Below are 15,560 nucleotides of genomic sequence, written 5' to 3'. Positions count from 1 at the left end.
TCACCACGACGTCGGTGTTCTCACCGCCGACGCAGGTGTGACATCCCGGCCATGGCCAGCAGGGCCGTTACGGTCAACGTGACCGCCGTGTCGTCACCGGAAGCGCCAGTGTGCGGCAGCTCGCTGGGCTTCCCGGGCTTCCATGCGATCCCGGATGTGCCGGGCTTGCCGGGTTGCGCCGGGGTGCTGGGGCGTCCGGCCGTGTCCGAGGGGTTCGGAGCCGTCGGTGCAGCGGGCTGGCTCGGCGTGGTGCTGGGTTGCCCTGGCACAGCGGGCTGACTCGGCGTCGGGGAGGCACTGGGTGTGTCTCCCGGGGTCGGCACCGTGGTCGGTGTGGGATTCGGTGCGGGCGTCGGGGCTGCCGAACCCGAGCAACTCGCGGACAACCGGATCTCCCCGGCCCCGCCAAATTGTGCCCCGTTCTGCGAGGAGGTCTCCACGAGCTTGACGAACGGGCCGGGCACCGGCTTGGCGAACTCGATGACCTGCGGCGTCGTCACGTCGGCGAAGTCACCCGATGCCACGGGATCGCCCCAGGTCTTGCCGTCGGTCGACACATACACCTGGTAGCCCTTGGCCCGACCGTTGGCCGCGCTCTGGCGGGCGGTGTACTCCAAGCCCTTGATCTGGCAGGTCGTGCCCTCGGTGAGCGAGGCGGTCGGCCGGATGACGATGTAATGCGGGTACTTGTCGACGGTCGGGTGCCACTGGGTGTGCCAGTAGGTCGACGGGTCGCCGTCGATGGCGGCTGCGGCCGGACCGTTCGGTGCCGGCTCAGCGCCTCCGGTCTGCTCCGAGCTCGCCTCGACGAGCGTCAGATCGGTCCCGCTGATCGGGTCAATGAGCGGGAAGTGACCAGGGTCGACTGGGATCGACTCGGTGCCCTGTCCGGCCTTGCCGTCCTGGGTCCACGTGGCCTTGACCTCGAGCTTGCCGGCAGCAGCATTGCGAGGCACCTTGACCGTCCACGATGCCGTGGCGTCGCGTTCGGCCGAGACACTCGTGGCCGCTGTGCTCACCGGTGTCACCGTCCAGCCCTGAGGGCCGGTGAGGGAGAGCTTCACGTCGGTGGCCGAACCTTGCGACAGGGCCAGCGATGCAGTGATGGCGAGTTCGCGCATGGCCGGATCGGACGACGTCACTGCCTTCGAGGCAACCGACAGGATCGGTTTTGCCCCGAGGTCCTCGACCCTGAACCGGTCGATGACCAGGTCGCCTTGGACCTTGCCACCTTGCTTGACGATTCCGAAAAAGGCGTGCTCGCCGGCAGCGAACTCGGTACTGAACACCTTCGTGCCCGAGCCGGTCGTCGTGCCGGAGTGCCATCCGGCGCCGCGAGCCTGGGCGATCGGCACAGTGCGGTCAATGGTCGACTTCCACGCTTTTCCGCTGGCCGAGTCGTGTCCGACAACCAGGGAGTAGTCGTCGTCATAGGCGGTCTGGTAATCGAAGCTCACCCGGTAGGTGTGCCCCTTGGCCAAGGGGACGAGCCCCTGGGTGGTGCGCAGGATGAGTCCGCCATTCTCCTGGTGGGCCATGAGCGACCACTGACCGTCAAGGACGTTGTCGAGGTACTTCTGACCCTTGGTGGCAGCACGGTCGGAGTCGTTGACCAGGCCGTACCATCCTGACTGCGAGTAGGGGGCGTGCTTCTCGGCCAACTGGGTACGGGCGTCGCCGCCGGCATTGGCCTGCCCGGTGACGAATGGCCCGTAACCGTCGTCAATGTGCTCGAAGTCCTCGTAGACGATGGTGGATTCGGTCGAGGCCGAATCGTTCGGGGTCGTCGTGGGGACGATGCGCAGGTCGTCGACCGAGACGATGGCCGAGCCGTCCCCGGCTCGTACAGCGAGGGTCACCGCCGACCCGTCCGAGGTGAAGCGCACCGGAACCCGCTGGAAGTACGTGCCGACCTTCTCATCGGAGGCGGTCGCGTTGGGAGCCGTGGAAGCGTCGATCGAGGTCACAGCCTCACCCTTGCGCCCGGCCTGGTGGCCGGCGGGGGAGACCCCGGACCCGGACACCGCAACCTCGACGTGGCGGGTCGCTCCCGGCTGGACCTGAACCCAGGCCCAGGCACTCCACGTCCCTGCGGGCAGAGCGAGCTGTTGGGACAGGGAGGAGGCCCCCGACCCGAGCTCGGCCTGGAAATTGCCCCGGGCGGACTTCGTCACCGTGACCGAGCCGCTCGTGCGGTAGGCATTCGTCGTTCCCGAGAAGAACCCCGGATCGACGATGTGACTACCTTCTCCCCAGTTCGGGGTCGCGGCTGCGGGAACCGCCGAGGTCGGGTAGAGGACGTATGCCGTGTTCGCCTCGGTGGCCGGGAGAGCGATCTTGCCGCCCGAGACGGGCAGGTCGGCGACCTTGACCCGGCCGGTGTCGGTGAGCTTGAACAGCGTCAGGCTGGACTGGGAGGCCCACGCCTTGGTGAGCTGCCAGGTGGCAGCCTTGCCCGAAGGGTTCCAGTAGTATAGCCGGTCCTTGCCGCCATCCTTCCATGGCAGCAGGTAGGTGCCGTCGTGGTAGACGACCGCTCCGTCGGTCGTGATGGTGCGGTTGGTGGGTATGGTCCGCCCGTCGATGGAAGCCAGCGGCGAGGTGGCGACGGTGCCGTCGGCCAGTTTCACCTCGTGCTCGGACCAGCTCATGATGGGCGAGCGCTGCATGAACTTTGTCGGCAGGTTGCGCTGCCACACGTTGGCGATGAAGGCGTTGTAGTCGTTGTGGCCCGTCCAGCCTTCGAACTCGACGACGTTGGTGTTGCCGAGCACGGGGTCGGGGTTCCACGTGTCGCGGTAGGAGTTCTCGACGAAGCGGATGAGCTGGGAGTTGAGGCCCTTGTTGTTCGATCCGCCGTAGTTCTCGTCATTGGCCCAGTGTGACCAGGTGCTCGAGCGAGGCATCGCGTCGGCCCACTCGGAGCCCTGACGCCACCCTTGCTTGGCCACCTCGGCTGCGAACCGGTCTCCCTCCCATCCGCGCGGGTAGTAGACGTCCCAGTACAGCCAGTTGAGGTTGCTGTCGGCCGGGAAGTCCTTACGCAAGGCCGCGAGCCGCTCGAGGACGGCACCGGTGGCCAGATCCTTGGGGCCGTTCATGTAGTACGCCTGGTTCATCCAGCCCCAGGCCTTCTGCGGAGGCATCTGCAGCAGGTCGGGTCCGAAGGCCTTGGCCTCGGAGTACGACTCGGTGGCGTTGACGTGAATACCGAAGGTGGCGTTCCACTCCTTGCCCTGCGAGACGAGAGTGCGCAGGTCGGACAGGCCACCGGCCTTGTCGTTGTAGTGGCCGGCGTAGTCACCCTGGGCCGAGTCATGTCCCTCGGCCTGGTAACCCTTGAGCAGAACCTCCTGACCGAGCCCATCGGTGGCCACGGAGACCCGCTTGACGTCGTCAAGGGTCCGTAGGAACGGGTGGGTCGCCTGGGACACGATGTTGAAGGGGATGTGCGCGATGACGTGGTTGCGCACCTCGTCGGCACCGACGATCGGTGTGAGGATGTGCCGGGTGGCGATGGCTCCGTCCTGCCAGTCGATGACCCCGTCGGCATTGGCGTCGGCGGTGATACGGACCTGGATCATGGGGTCGTCGTCGGGGCCGATGCCGGAGCCGTCGTCATATGTCGTCACGGCACCCGAACGGTAGGTCCACTGAGCGGGGGAGACGGAGCCTACCGTCGTGCCGGAGACGTCCTTGACGGTGTGGACGAAGCGTGCGGTCGTGCCGCCGCCCTGGGAGACGGTGTTGTCTCCGATGGCGTTGGTCTCGAATCCGGCCGCCAAGGTGGAGTTGTTTGCCGTGACCATCCATGCGTTACCTTTTCCGGGGCTCGCTTTCGCCACGTCAATGACCTTGTCGCCGGAGGTCTCGCGGCTCACCGAGATTCCGGCGGCGAGGATTCGGGACTTCGCGTCGGTTCCGGTGAGGCTCACCAGGTCGAGGCCCGGGATGGCGATGCGGTGCACCAGCTTGTCGGGGTCGACGATGTTGGTGAGCTTGTACGTGAGGGTTCCGTCGTTGACCGAGACCACGGCGGTGAGGTGGACGCCCTTCAGCCCCGGGAACGCGACCGGGTAGCTGACCGACCGCTTGTCTGCCGCGACGGTGGCCTTGCCGACAGTGACCTTCTGGACCTTCCCGTCGATGGTCATCGAGGACAGCGCGCTGCCGTACTGGCCGACGAGGGTCCGACCGGCGAGGTTGTAGTCGATGATCTGCGGGAAGTCGGGTCGCAGACGCACCGACAGGGTGCCGTCACCGATCGACAGCGCCCCTTCGGGCACCTCTGGGGCGAGTGGGCCTGCGGGGGTGGTTGGCGTCACCGAGGGTGTCGAGACGGTGAAGGCGTTGAACTCGGCGAGGGATGCGACCTGCTCGGCGGGGGACGTGTCATCCGACCCGCTCGCTCCTCCCCAGCTGGAGTCGTACTGCACCTTGACGCAGGTCGCCTTGATGGGGGTGTCGAGGGTGATCGACCGTACTCGGGCCTTGTTGGCGACGAGGCCGTCGAACTGGCCGGAGGCCACCGGGGCGGCACTGCCGAAGGAGTCCTTGGTGCACTGCGGGGTATTGACGGCGTACAGCTTGTACTCGTGGACGCGTCCCGATCCGTTGGAGGACTGCCGCGGCGTCAGATCGACCCGCCCGAGGTCGACGGGCTGGTCGCCGAGCTTGACGACGAACCAGTGTGGTAGCGGTGCCACCGAACCAGACCACTGGGTGTGCCAGTAGGTGGATTCGTCCCCGTCGAGAATGAGCGAGATTGGGCCGTTGGGGCCCTCTCCGCTGGTCTCGACCGAGTCGGCAGCAACCGCGGTCATCGCGGCTTGGTCGATGCGGGTGTACGCGGGTGCTCCGGTGGCAGGCGAGGCCGTGACGACCGTTGCGGCAAGCATGCCGGTCGTGACGATCCCTACCCCGAGCGCCTTTGCCCTTCGTTGTGACATCGCTGTCCTTCCTTGGTTTGCGGCGATGGGCACCACTGCTCCACCGTCCAAGACCATGCTATGAACACGTGTACATTAGCAGTGGAACTCGCTCAGGGTGAGTGTTCAGGTCAATCCGTGGACATCGCGTGCCGAATATCACCCCCGACCTGCTAGATGGCCCCCGAGGTGGTCCGGCGACCAGCTCGTCGCGACCGTGCACCGAGCGTGGCATCACAGAAATCTGCGCCCGCACAAAGACACGACCCCGGGGGTGCACAGCATCCCCCAGGGCCGCATAGACCTCCCGGTAAGGCGTCTCCCGGTACGCCAACCCCGGTCTGTCGAGGCGGTCGCGCCTCAGCGCTTCTTGGCCGGAGCCTCCCCCAGCTCAGCCTCCAGCGTGATGGCCTCGCCGCCCTCGATCCATGTGAACGACTCGGTCTTGGAGACCTTGGCCAGGTCCGACTCCACCGACTGCAGATGGGCGATGACGGATGCCGGGGCGCTGATCCGGGCCGAGAGGATCGGGGTACGCATCGGCACCTTGTGGGTTGACTTCACACCGCGCAACTCGACCAAGGCGGCCGAGACGTCGGACATGAGGTCGCAGTCACCGTCAGCGGGCACCTCGTCAGCGCTGGGCCAGGAGGATGTGTGCACCGATCCGTCCTTCCACCAGCTCCACACTTCCTCGGTGACGAAGGGCAGGAAGGGGGCGAATAGACGCAACATGACGTCGAGGGCCAGACGCAGAGCCGTCCGGGCGCTCAGAGCACCGGCCTCGTCGGTTCCCTCCGAATCGTAGGCGCGCTCCTTGACCAGTTCGAGGTAGTCGTCACAGAAGGTCCAGAAGAACTGCTCGGACACCTCCAGAGCGGCGGTGTAATTGAATTTGTCGAAGGCCTCGGTGGCCTCGACGACGATCTGGCTCAGTCCGGCGAGCATCGACAGGTCGGCCGGGTTGGTGATGTCGGCGACCTGACCGCCCTCCCCGAATCCGAGGACGAACTTCGAGGCGTTGAGGATCTTCATGGCCAGACGGCGACCGACCTTCATCTGGGCCTTGTCGAAGGGGGAGTCCATTCCCGGGCGAGCCATGGCGGCACGCCAGCGCACGGCGTCGGCACCGAACTCGTCGATGATCTCGGTCGGGACGACGGTGTTGCCCTTCGACTTCGACATCTTCTTGCGGTCGGGGTCGGTGACGAAGCCGGAGATGGCGGCACGTTTCCACGGCAGCACGCCGTTCTCCAGATGTGCACGTACCATCCGGGAGAACACCCAGGTACGGATGATGTCGTGGGCTTCGGGGGCGAAGTCCATCGGGAAGGTCTTGGCGAACAGGTCGGCATCGCGCTGCCAGCCGGTGACGATCTGGGGGGTCAGGGACGAGGTTGCCCAGGTGTCCATGACATCCGGGTCGCCGATGAATCCGCCAGCAACACCGCGCTGCGACTCCTCGTAGCCAGCCGGGGCCTGGGATGCCGGGTCGACCGGCAGGGCCGACTCCTCGGGCAGCAGCGGGTGGTCATAGTCCGGTTCACCCTCGGCGTCCAGCGGGTACCAGACCGGGAAGGGAACGCCGAAGAAGCGCTGACGGCTGATGAGCCAGTCGCCGTTGAGGCCCTCGACCCAGTTCTCGTAGCGGTGACGCATGTGCTCGGGCACCCACTCGAGTTCCCGGCCACGCTCCAGCAGAGCCTCGCGCAGGTCAGCGTCACGTCCACCGTTGCGGATGTACCACTGTCGGGTGCCGATGATCTCCAGCGGCTTGTCGCCCTTCTCGTAGAAGTTGGCCTTGCGCTGGGTGGGCTTGGGCTCACCGTCCATCTCGCCGGAGGCTGTCAGGGCCTCGACGACGAGCTTGCGGGCGGTGAAGGTCGTCTTGCCCGCGATGACCTCGTAGGCCTCCGCCGAACCGGCGTCGATGATCCACTGCGGGGTCTCGCCGAGAATGCGTCCATCGCGGCCGATGATGGTACGAGTCGGCAGCTGCAATTCGCGCCACCATGCGACGTCTGTGAGGTCACCGAAGGTACAGCACATGGCGGTACCGGCGCCCTTGTCCATCTCGGCGGCGGGGTGGGCCAGTACTGGAACCTCGACCCCGTACAGCGGGGTGGTGACAGTGGTGCCGAACAGGTGCTGGTAGCGCTCGTCGTCGGGATGAGCAATGAGGGCACAGCAGGCGGCCAGCAGTTCAGGGCGGGTCGTCTCGATGAAGACATCCTCGCCATCGGGACGGTGGAAACCGAGACGGTGGTAGGCGCCGGGATAGTCGCGAGCCTCCAGCTCGGCCTGGGCCACTGCGGTGGAGAAGGTGACGTCCCACAGGGTCGGGGCGTCTGACAGGTATGCCTCACCACGAGCGTGGTTGTGCAGGAAGGCCAGCTGGGCGATCCGCTGGGACTCCGGCGAGATCGTCGTGTAGAGCTGATTCCAGTCCACCGACAGACCGACCGATCGCCACAAGTCCTGGAAGGTCTTCTCGTCCACAGCGGTCAGCTCGACGCACAGCTCGACGAAGTTGCGACGGCTGATCGCCACCTGATGCTTGGGGTCGGGCTTGGCCGGTGGGGTGAAGTCTGGGTCATAGGGCAGCGACGGATCGCAGCGCACGCCGTAGTAGTTCTGCACGCGACGCTCGGTCGGAAGGCCGTTGTCGTCCCAACCCATCGGGTAGAAGACCTTCTTGCCGCGCATCCGCTGATAGCGGGCGACGGTGTCAGTGTGGGTGTAGGAGAAGACGTGGCCCGGGTGCAGGTGTCCGGAGACGGTGGGAGGCGGGGTGTCGATCGAGAACACCTGGTCGCGGGAGTCCACTGCGGTGGCGTCGAAGGCGTAGAGCTGAGAATCCTCCCAGACTTGACCCCACTTGGCCTCCAGGCCCTCGAGGGCCGGCTTGTCAGGTACGACGCCGCGCTGGGGGGACGTGGCGGATGAGGGCGCAGAGGTCTGTGAGGTCATGGTTCAAACTCTAGTGTTCGGCTCGGACAGGTTGCCAGGCGAGCGGCATTCGCCACTCGCCTGGTGAAGGTTGATCAGCGGGTGGCCAGGGCCAGCAACCGGTGCCAAAACCCCAGCCGGTGTCACAAATCAGTCTGCCTTCTTGATGGCTGCGAGGAGGTCGTCGGCGGACGGAGCGGCACTGAAACTTTGCCAGCCCTCCCACGGCTTGCCGTTGACGAGGAAGGTCGGGGTGCCGGCACTGCCGAACTTTTGCAGCTCCTGAAGGCCCTTGTCATTGCCGTTCTCGACGAAATCTTGGGTCCGCTTGCTGTCGTAGACCTTCTGGAAGGTGGTCAGATCCTTGCCGGTGATACCTGCCTCGGTGGCGAATTCCTTGCGCAGCTGCTCATCGGTGTAGCCAGCGCCCTCTTCCTCGGGCTGATGGGAGTAGACCACGTCGTGGTAGGCCTCGTAGTGACCGACGACATCGGCGGCAGCCGCCGCCATCGCAGCGCGGGTCGAGGAATCGTTTTTCAGGTTGTTGTCCAGGAAGGTCAGGGTGTGGTACTGCAGCTTGATCTCACCCTTGGCTGACAGATCGTTGAGGGACTTGCCGAACAGATCCTCGGTCGCCTTGCAAGCCGGGCACTGGTAATCCTGGAACACCGTCAGTGTGGGGGCACCGTCCTTCACCTTGTCCTTGTTCAAGGTGTAGATGCCATCCTTGGTGGCAGAGGGCGGGGTGATCTGGCTGCCGGTCGGCGCGTCGTCAGACTTGCGGTTGAGCCCGAAGACGACGGAGACGACGATGGCCGCCGCGACGAGGACTCCAGCAATGACGCCGATGATCCGGCGACGCTTCTTCGCTGATTCCTGGGCCTCCTGCTGGGCGCGCAGGGCAGCGCGCTTCGAGGTGCTGGCGGTGGACTTTTTGTCAGCCATCGGTTGAGGTCCCCTCATGCAATAGATGATGTGTCACTCATGATGCTAGCCGGTCGGTCAACAAACCGGGCATTCGGATGACACTTCAGGCGGTGATCCAGCGGTCCACGGACAGGGCGGTGCGGGGTCGCACGATCAGCCAGACACCGCACAACGCAAGGCCGAGATCACGCAGGATGTCCAGGGCATAGGCGCGCTGGGTGTGGGCCCAGTCGCGCCCGACAGGACCCCCGTTCCCGAAGCAGCCACAATCCAAGGAAATGTGGCGAGCCCACACCGACGAGATACCGATGATGAACACGACCATGGCCAAGGCTCCGAGTACGCCGGACCAGCGCGTCGCAATGCCCAGGACGAGCATCAGACCGACGATGATTTCCAGAATCGGCATCGCCCAGCCGATGACAGCAGCGAAATCCCATGGAACGATCTGGTACGTGCGTACCGACCAGATGGTCGAGTCAATGTCGGTGGCCTTGATGATTCCTGCCACCAAGAGGGTGCCACCGAGGATGATCCGGGCCACGAAGCCCACCCAGTCACGCACCGTGGAGGAACGCGACGACGGCTGAGAGTTCATGGTTTTCATCCTATGAGCGCCCAGGTGGTCATCTCAATCGTGTTTCCTGACAGCGATGTGTGGCTCTCTGGGGACCACGGCGATGCTGTTGTGCGCAGGACTGCCCTGGATTCACAGGGAGCAGTTGTACCGCGGTAACCCGATCGAGGCGTCGTGGTCGACCATCCAGCTCGTCTCAATCGTGCCGTTGGCCCAGGTGGCTGGCAGGGACTCGTCCCCAGCGAACACCCTCTCGACGGCGTCGGCCTTCTCCGACCCGCTGACGAGGAACCACACCCGTTTTGATCGGTTGATGACTGGCATCGTCACCGAGAGACGATCCGGCGGGGGCTTGGGAGCATCCGTGACGCCGACAGCCAGCGCGGTCGTCGTGGGATTGAAGGAGGGATGGCCCGGGAACAAGGATGCGACATGACCGTCTGGTCCCATGCCGAGCAGACAGATGTCGAAGACGACGTCGCCGAGTTCCTGAGCGTAGGAATAGGCAGCCTCATCGGGATCGGCCTTGCCATCGGCGCCCGGCATGACGTGGGTCTGGGAGGGATCCAGTCGGAGGGCTGCCGACAACAAAGGCAGGGCCTGCAGGGAATTGCGGTCGGGATGGCCGGTGGGGACGAAGCGGTCGTCGCCCCACCACACGTGCAACTGGTCCGGATGGATCTCGGCACACTCGACCACCTCACCCATCGCGGCATAGACAGCATTGGCGATCCTGCCCCCGGTCAGGCACAGGTCGATGCGTTCCTGCTCGGCTTGGGCCTTGACGATGGTCTGGACGAGGCGGTGGGCCACACCTTCAGCCAGTCCCTGAGCGGACTGGTACCTCATGAGTCGGCGGCTCGTCATGACTGACCTCCATCACCGGTTGTCGAGACACGGCCAGCTCCATTGGCAATCTCAGCCATGACGGCGGTGAAGACCTCATCGCGGTCCAGTCGGCGAAGTTCCTCGCCAATGAGCATCTGGACCTCACGGCGGTCCAGGGCCACACCACGGGCAGGTTCTCCAGGAATCCGGTAGACGGCATATCGACCGCTGCGGCGTCGAATCTCGATGTCCCCGCCGGAGGTCGACATGACGATGGCGGAGATTCCGGGAGAATCGGTGGTCACCCTCTCCACCGCAACATTGAGCCGCAGTCCCAGCCAGGCTGCCAACAGTATGGCCGGGGCGTTACCGGCAGCCGATTCCACCCGGACGGCCTTGACCGTGGCGGGATGCTGATCCAATGCGGCAGCAGCCAGCGCCCGCCACCCCGTCGTGCGAGCCCAGCACAGATCGGAGTCGCCTTCTGACAGGTGAGCGGCGCGTCGCGCCAGCGCCTTGCAGGGGTCCTTGTCGGCGGCCGAGTCAGTGATGCGACGGTCAGCCAACGCGCCGATGGGGTCAGCGGCCAGATCATCGGGACCGGTGAAGGGCCACCATGCGATGACCGGGGAGTCCGGGAGCAACAGCGGGAGGATGACCGAAGCCGGCCGCTTGGCCATGGCCCCGGAGAAGCGCAGCACGATGACCTCGCCGGGAGTTCCCTCACCGGCGTGCACCTCGGCGTCGAGCTTGTCCTTACGGGAACGGGTCATGACGACCATGAGCAGGCGCGACGGGTGCTGACGAGCAGCGTCTCGTGCGACGTCGAACGCGGCGTCGAAGTGGGAGGAATCGCACACACAAATGAGGGTGTGAACCAATCCGGACCCAGACCCGACGGTGCGACGGGCCTGCACGATGGCGGCGCCGATCTTCGACGCGGTGGTGTCGTTGAGCGTGACGATCATGTCTCCTCCTCAGGGCCTGCGCCACACGAAGCCGTCTCGGGCGATCATCTCGTCAGCCTCAGACGGACCCCAGCTGCCGGACAGATAGTCGTAGGGAGCAGCGTCGGATGCTGCCCAGAAGTCGAGCACCGGGTCGAGGATCTTCCACGCCAACTGGACCTCCTCATGTTGGGGGAACAGCGGCGGATCGCCGAGCAGGACGTCGAGGATGAGCCGCTCGTAGGCTTCCGGGCTGGCCTCGGTGAACGACGATCCGTAGGCGAAGTCCATCGTGACGTCGCGGATCTCCATCTGGGTGCCAGGTACCTTCGCGCCGAAGCGAAGGGTGACCCCCTCATCGGGTTGAATACGCAGCACCACGGCGTTGGTGCCCAGGGCTGCAGTGTCAGAGAACGGCAGGTGCGGGGCTCGCTGCAGGTTGAGGGCCACCTCGGTGACTCGTCTGGGCATCCGCTTGGCAGCACGCAGGTAGAACGGCACCCCGGCCCACCGACGGTTGTCAATGGTCAATCGGACGGCAGCGTACGTCTCGGTGCGCGAGTGCGGATCGACGCCGTCCTCCTCGAGGTAGCCGCGTACCCGTTGTCCTCCCTGACGGCCAGCGATGTACTGCCCGCGGCAGGTCTGGGTCGCCATGTCGTCAGGGGGCTGGACGGCGGCCAGGACCTTGGTCTTCTCGGCGCGCAGTTGATCGGCGTCGAAGCTTGTCGGCTCCTCCATGGCGGTGAGGGCCATGAGCTGGAGCAGGTGATTCTGGATGACGTCACGGGCTGCCCCGATGCCGTCGTAGTACCCTGCTCGTCCGGCGATGCCGATGTCCTCGGCCATGGTGATCTGGACATGGGAGACGTAGTGGTTGTTCCAGATCGGCTCGAAAATCTGGTTGGCGAACCGGAACGCCATGATGTTCTGGACCGTTTCCTTGCCCAGGTAGTGGTCGATACGAAAGACCGACTCCGGGCTGAAGGCGCTCCCGACGATCTCGTCGAGGTCTCGCGCACTTTCCAGATCATGGCCGAAGGGCTTCTCGATGACGACCCTGCTCCAGTGCGAGGAATCATGATCAGTCATGCCGTGGCGTTTGAGCTGGCGCACCACTGACTCGAAGGATTTCGGCGGGATCGACAGGTAGAAGGCATGGTTGCCACCAGTTCCGCGTTCCTCATCGAGCTCGCGGATCGTGTTAGCCAGCCGTTCGAAAGCCTCGTCGTCGTCGAATTCGCCGCGGACGAACCGGATTCCCTCAAGTAGCTGCTCCCACACTTCTTCGCGGAAGGGGGTGCGAGCGTGCTCGGCCACGGCGTCATGGACGACCTTGGCGAAGTCCTCGTCCTCCCAGTCCCGCCGAGCAAATCCCACCAGCCCGAACCCTGGCGGCAGCAGGCCGCGGTTGGCCAGGTCGTAGACGGCCGGCATGAGCTTCTTGCGCGAGAGATCTCCGGTGACACCGAACATCACCAGGACACACGGGCCTGCCACGCGGGGCAATCTGCGGTCGGCTGGATCTCGTAACGGATTGACGCGATCGCCGCGCATCCCATTGGTCGCCCTGGCGGTGCTTCCTGAAGCGTCTCGACCTGTCACCTCACCCGTCCTTCCCAAACCGGTTGTCATGATGCAGAACTGAGGTTCTGTCAGCTCAACGGTAGTCGGTCAACCGGTCGGGTTGGGCACCGTGTTCAGCGACAGGCGGACGGATATCTTCGGCTGCCGAACTTGACGATGAGGACATCCGGGCCAGGAAAGCCTAAAATCGTGAGGACAACCTTTGGCGGCGCACTCCTGTCATACGGGTGTACTGCGCCCAGAGGCTGTCCCCGCAGATCTTCCGACTTCGAAGGACACCGTGAGCAACCAGACGACGCACGTGGCGACGGCGCCAACCTCGCAGCGTCCCGACCCTGTCACGACAACGGTGGAGCAGAGCCGGGAACGTCCCCGGCTGTCGGCTCGTGGCGTCGTGGCTGCCTACGTCGCCTTGACCAAGCCTCGCATCATCGAGTTGCTTCTGGTGACGACCCTGCCCGTGATGTTCCTGGCGTCTCACGGATTGCCCAAGCTGGGCCTGGCCATCGCGACGATGCTTGGTGGTTTGCTCGCTGCGGCGAGCGCGAACGTCTTCAACTGCGTCATTGACGCCGACATTGACGAGAAGATGCGCCGTACCCGGCGTCGCCCGTTACCGCGTCACCAGGTGCCGCGTCGCAGCGCCTTGATCTACGGAGTGGTGCTCGGCATTGTGGCCACCGTTGTGTTGGGATTCGGCACGAACTGGTTGTCGGCCGTTCTGGCCCTCGTGGCGAACCTCTTCTACGTCTTCGTGTACTCGATGCTTCTCAAGCGTCGTACCTGGCAGAACACGATCTGGGGCGGTATCGCAGGGTGCTTCCCTCCCCTCATTGGATGGACAGCCGTCACCGGACATGTGGGCTGGGAGCCCCTGGTCCTGTTCCTCATCATCTTCTTCTGGACCCCGCCGCACACCTGGGCGTTGTCCTTCCGCTACCGCGAGGATTACAAGGCCGTCGGCGTGCCGATGCTCCCGGTCGTCAAGGAGGCACCCGAGGTCGCCATACAGATCCTCGTCTACACCGTCGCCACCGTCGCGACCTCCTTGGTGCTGTGGCCGGTAGCCCACATGGGGTGGATCTACGGCGTCGTCGCAGTACTTGCTGGGGCGGTCTTCATCGTCGAGGCCATCCAGTTGTTGCGTCGCGCCAAGGCTGGTCTGCGTGACGCCTTGTTGAAACCGATGCGGCTGTTCCACTGGTCGAACACCTACCTGTCCGTGCTCTTCCTGTCCATCGCGATCGATCCGCTCATTCATCTGTGACGCAGGCGGCGTCCTCACCGAACATGCACATCGGGCTTGGGTCCCACGCCGGAGTGTGACCGGCGGCCAACATCCATCCAGAAATTGATGGTCGTTCTGGCCCCATCGAGAGGAGCACGTTTCGGCATCGTCACGGCCCTGGGTTGGATACCGTTGGGTTGAGTCACGTCGCTGTGACGGCGCGTGAACATGCGACCCGAGGAGCATTCATGACCACCATGTCAACTATTCGATCGGCCCTGGGTACGAAGGTCGATCAGGCAGGCAAGTTGCTTACTGACGGCTACCTGTTCCAGGAGAGGCTGCGGGCGTCGAAGGGTCGTCAGGCCGGAGACGGATGCCCCCTCGATTTCACGTTCATGGGCAAGCCGGCCACCTTGGTCCGGGGCAGCAAGGGAGTCGACCTCTTTTACGACACCACGCGCATGATGCGTGAGGATGCCATGCCTCTTCCCGTGCGTGGCCCTCTCTTTGGAGCTGGAGCTGTTCACGGCACTGACGATGAGGTCCATCTGGCCCGTAAGGCCAATTTCGTCAAGGTGGTCTACGACGATGCTCAGATCGAGCGGTTCAAGCCCATCATTGACGACGAGCTGCGCAAGATCGTCCAGACTTGGGGCCGTCGCGAGGGCAACGTCTACGACGACACCGTGGTGGCCTACGGTCGCGCCGTCCTCAAGTGGGCTGGGGTTCCCGGTAGCGACACCGACCTTGACCCGTGGGCCAAGCGTCTCGGCCAGATCGTCGAGGGATTCGGTCACATGCCGGCCGGGCACACGCTGGCCTGGGTGAACCGTGCCCGTTGTGACAAATGGGCTGCCGGTCTCATCGAGAGGCAACGCAGTGGCCAGATCACTGCTCCTGAGGGCTCGGCCCTGTGTGAGTGGGCTCGCTACCGTGACCCGGACGGTAACCTCCTTGACGCCAAGCTGGCCGGTATTGAGTTGCAGAACTCCACCCGTCCCGCCATCGCCGTGAGCCGTTTCGCCGCCTTCGCGGCCCGTTTCCTCGTCCTGTACCCCCAGTACCGGGCAGACATCGCTGGCGAGGTGGAGGCATCGGGAACCCTCGTCGACAACGAACACGCCATTGCCTTCGCTCAGGAGGTACGCCGTTTGAGCCCCTTCGTGCCGATGTTGCCGGCCTTCTCCCGCGAAGACCTTGAGTGGGAAGGCCAGCAGATCAAGAAAGGGCAGCGAGTCATCATCGACATTCTCGGCACGAACACCGACCCGAGGGAGTGGGAGGAGCCGCTGCGCTTTAAGCCGGAGCGTTTCCTGGGTGTTGAGGATGCCGAGGCGATCAAGGCTTTCATCCCGCAAGGCGGTGGAGACGTTGCCACCGGCCACCGCTGCCCAGGCGAGAAGATCGCCGTCACGGAGCTGGCTGCCACCGTCTCGGCCCTGTGCCAGCCCGGAATCAACATCGACCCGGGTGACCTGGATTACGATCCCACGATGATGCCGACGAGGCCGCGCAGTGGTGGCCGTGTGCGCAAGGACTGACCTCGGCGCACGTGTGGGTTGATCGACAGCACAGATCTCGGTGGG

At 64.8% G+C, this 15,560-nt stretch carries 9 protein-coding genes; 2 read left to right on the top strand and 7 right to left on the bottom strand.

The window, feature by feature from the left end:
* Positions 1–20: 20 nt before the first annotated feature.
* The 7 genes from O6R08_RS07175 to zwf form a co-directional block, all read right to left on the bottom strand.
* Positions 21–4,949, bottom strand: coding sequence for an endo-alpha-N-acetylgalactosaminidase family protein (locus O6R08_RS07175; protein WP_271417522.1), 4,929 nt, complete (start codon positions 4,947–4,949; stop codon positions 21–23).
* 339 nt (positions 4,950–5,288) lie between these two features.
* Positions 5,289–7,898 (bottom strand): valine--tRNA ligase, encoded by a 2,610-nt coding sequence (valS, locus tag O6R08_RS07170; RefSeq protein ID WP_271417521.1) that lies wholly within the window; start codon positions 7,896–7,898, stop codon positions 5,289–5,291.
* 129 nt (positions 7,899–8,027) lie between these two features.
* The gene (locus O6R08_RS07165; RefSeq protein ID WP_271417520.1) at positions 8,028–8,822 is read right to left on the bottom strand and encodes a DsbA family protein; all 795 of its coding nucleotides are present in this window, start codon (positions 8,820–8,822) and stop codon (positions 8,028–8,030) included.
* An 85-nt stretch (positions 8,823–8,907) separates the two neighbouring features.
* Positions 8,908–9,411 carry a DoxX family protein gene (locus O6R08_RS07160; protein WP_271417519.1) on the bottom strand — a complete coding sequence of 168 codons (504 nt, stop codon included), beginning with the start codon at positions 9,409–9,411 and terminating at the stop codon, positions 8,908–8,910.
* Positions 9,412–9,513: 102 nt separating this feature from the next.
* Complete coding sequence (pgl, locus tag O6R08_RS07155) at positions 9,514–10,248, bottom strand: 6-phosphogluconolactonase (RefSeq protein ID WP_271417518.1); 735 nt, start codon at positions 10,246–10,248, stop codon at positions 9,514–9,516.
* Positions 10,245–11,177 carry a glucose-6-phosphate dehydrogenase assembly protein OpcA gene (locus tag O6R08_RS07150; RefSeq protein WP_271417517.1) on the bottom strand — a complete coding sequence of 311 codons (933 nt, stop codon included), beginning with the start codon at positions 11,175–11,177 and terminating at the stop codon, positions 10,245–10,247. Before O6R08_RS07150 ends, pgl begins: the two co-directional genes overlap by 4 nt.
* 9 nt (positions 11,178–11,186) lie before the next feature.
* Positions 11,187–12,761, bottom strand: a complete 1,575-nt coding sequence (zwf, locus tag O6R08_RS07145) for a glucose-6-phosphate dehydrogenase (RefSeq protein ID WP_333907880.1) — start codon at positions 12,759–12,761, stop codon at positions 11,187–11,189.
* A gap of 214 nt (positions 12,762–12,975) precedes the next feature.
* Here zwf and O6R08_RS07140 point away from each other — a divergent pair, with 214 nt between their 5' ends.
* On the top strand, positions 12,976–14,010 hold the full coding sequence (locus O6R08_RS07140) for a heme o synthase (protein WP_333907922.1): 1,035 nt from the start codon (positions 12,976–12,978) through the stop codon (positions 14,008–14,010).
* Between the two features lie 209 nt (positions 14,011–14,219).
* Positions 14,220–15,515 carry a cytochrome P450 gene (locus O6R08_RS07135; RefSeq protein ID WP_271417515.1) on the top strand — a complete coding sequence of 432 codons (1,296 nt, stop codon included), beginning with the start codon at positions 14,220–14,222 and terminating at the stop codon, positions 15,513–15,515.
* The last annotated feature ends 45 nt before the right edge of the window (positions 15,516–15,560 follow it).

It is taken from the genome of Cutibacterium equinum, from assembly GCF_028021195.1.
In the GTDB taxonomy this organism is placed as follows: domain Bacteria; phylum Actinomycetota; class Actinomycetes; order Propionibacteriales; family Propionibacteriaceae; genus Cutibacterium; species Cutibacterium equinum.
Note: the sequence above shows the minus strand (reverse complement) of the source record. Positions and strands in the feature narration are given on the sequence as shown.

What these genes read in the sequence shown, in the direction of transcription:
- valS (WP_271417521.1), bottom strand. Translation starts at nt 7,898, where the DNA reads ATGACCTCACAGACCTCTGCGCCCTCATCCGCCACGTCCCCCCAGCGC.
- O6R08_RS07135 (WP_271417515.1), top strand. Translation starts at nt 14,220, where the DNA reads ATGACCACCATGTCAACTATTCGATCGGCCCTGGGTACGAAGGTCGAT.
- pgl (WP_271417518.1), bottom strand. Translation starts at nt 10,248, where the DNA reads ATGACGAGCCGCCGACTCATGAGGTACCAGTCCGCTCAGGGACTGGCT.
- O6R08_RS07150 (WP_271417517.1), bottom strand. Translation starts at nt 11,177, where the DNA reads ATGATCGTCACGCTCAACGACACCACCGCGTCGAAGATCGGCGCCGCC.
- O6R08_RS07160 (WP_271417519.1), bottom strand. Translation starts at nt 9,411, where the DNA reads ATGAAAACCATGAACTCTCAGCCGTCGTCGCGTTCCTCCACGGTGCGT.
- O6R08_RS07175 (WP_271417522.1), bottom strand. Translation starts at nt 4,949, where the DNA reads ATGTCACAACGAAGGGCAAAGGCGCTCGGGGTAGGGATCGTCACGACC.
- O6R08_RS07165 (WP_271417520.1), bottom strand. Translation starts at nt 8,822, where the DNA reads ATGGCTGACAAAAAGTCCACCGCCAGCACCTCGAAGCGCGCTGCCCTG.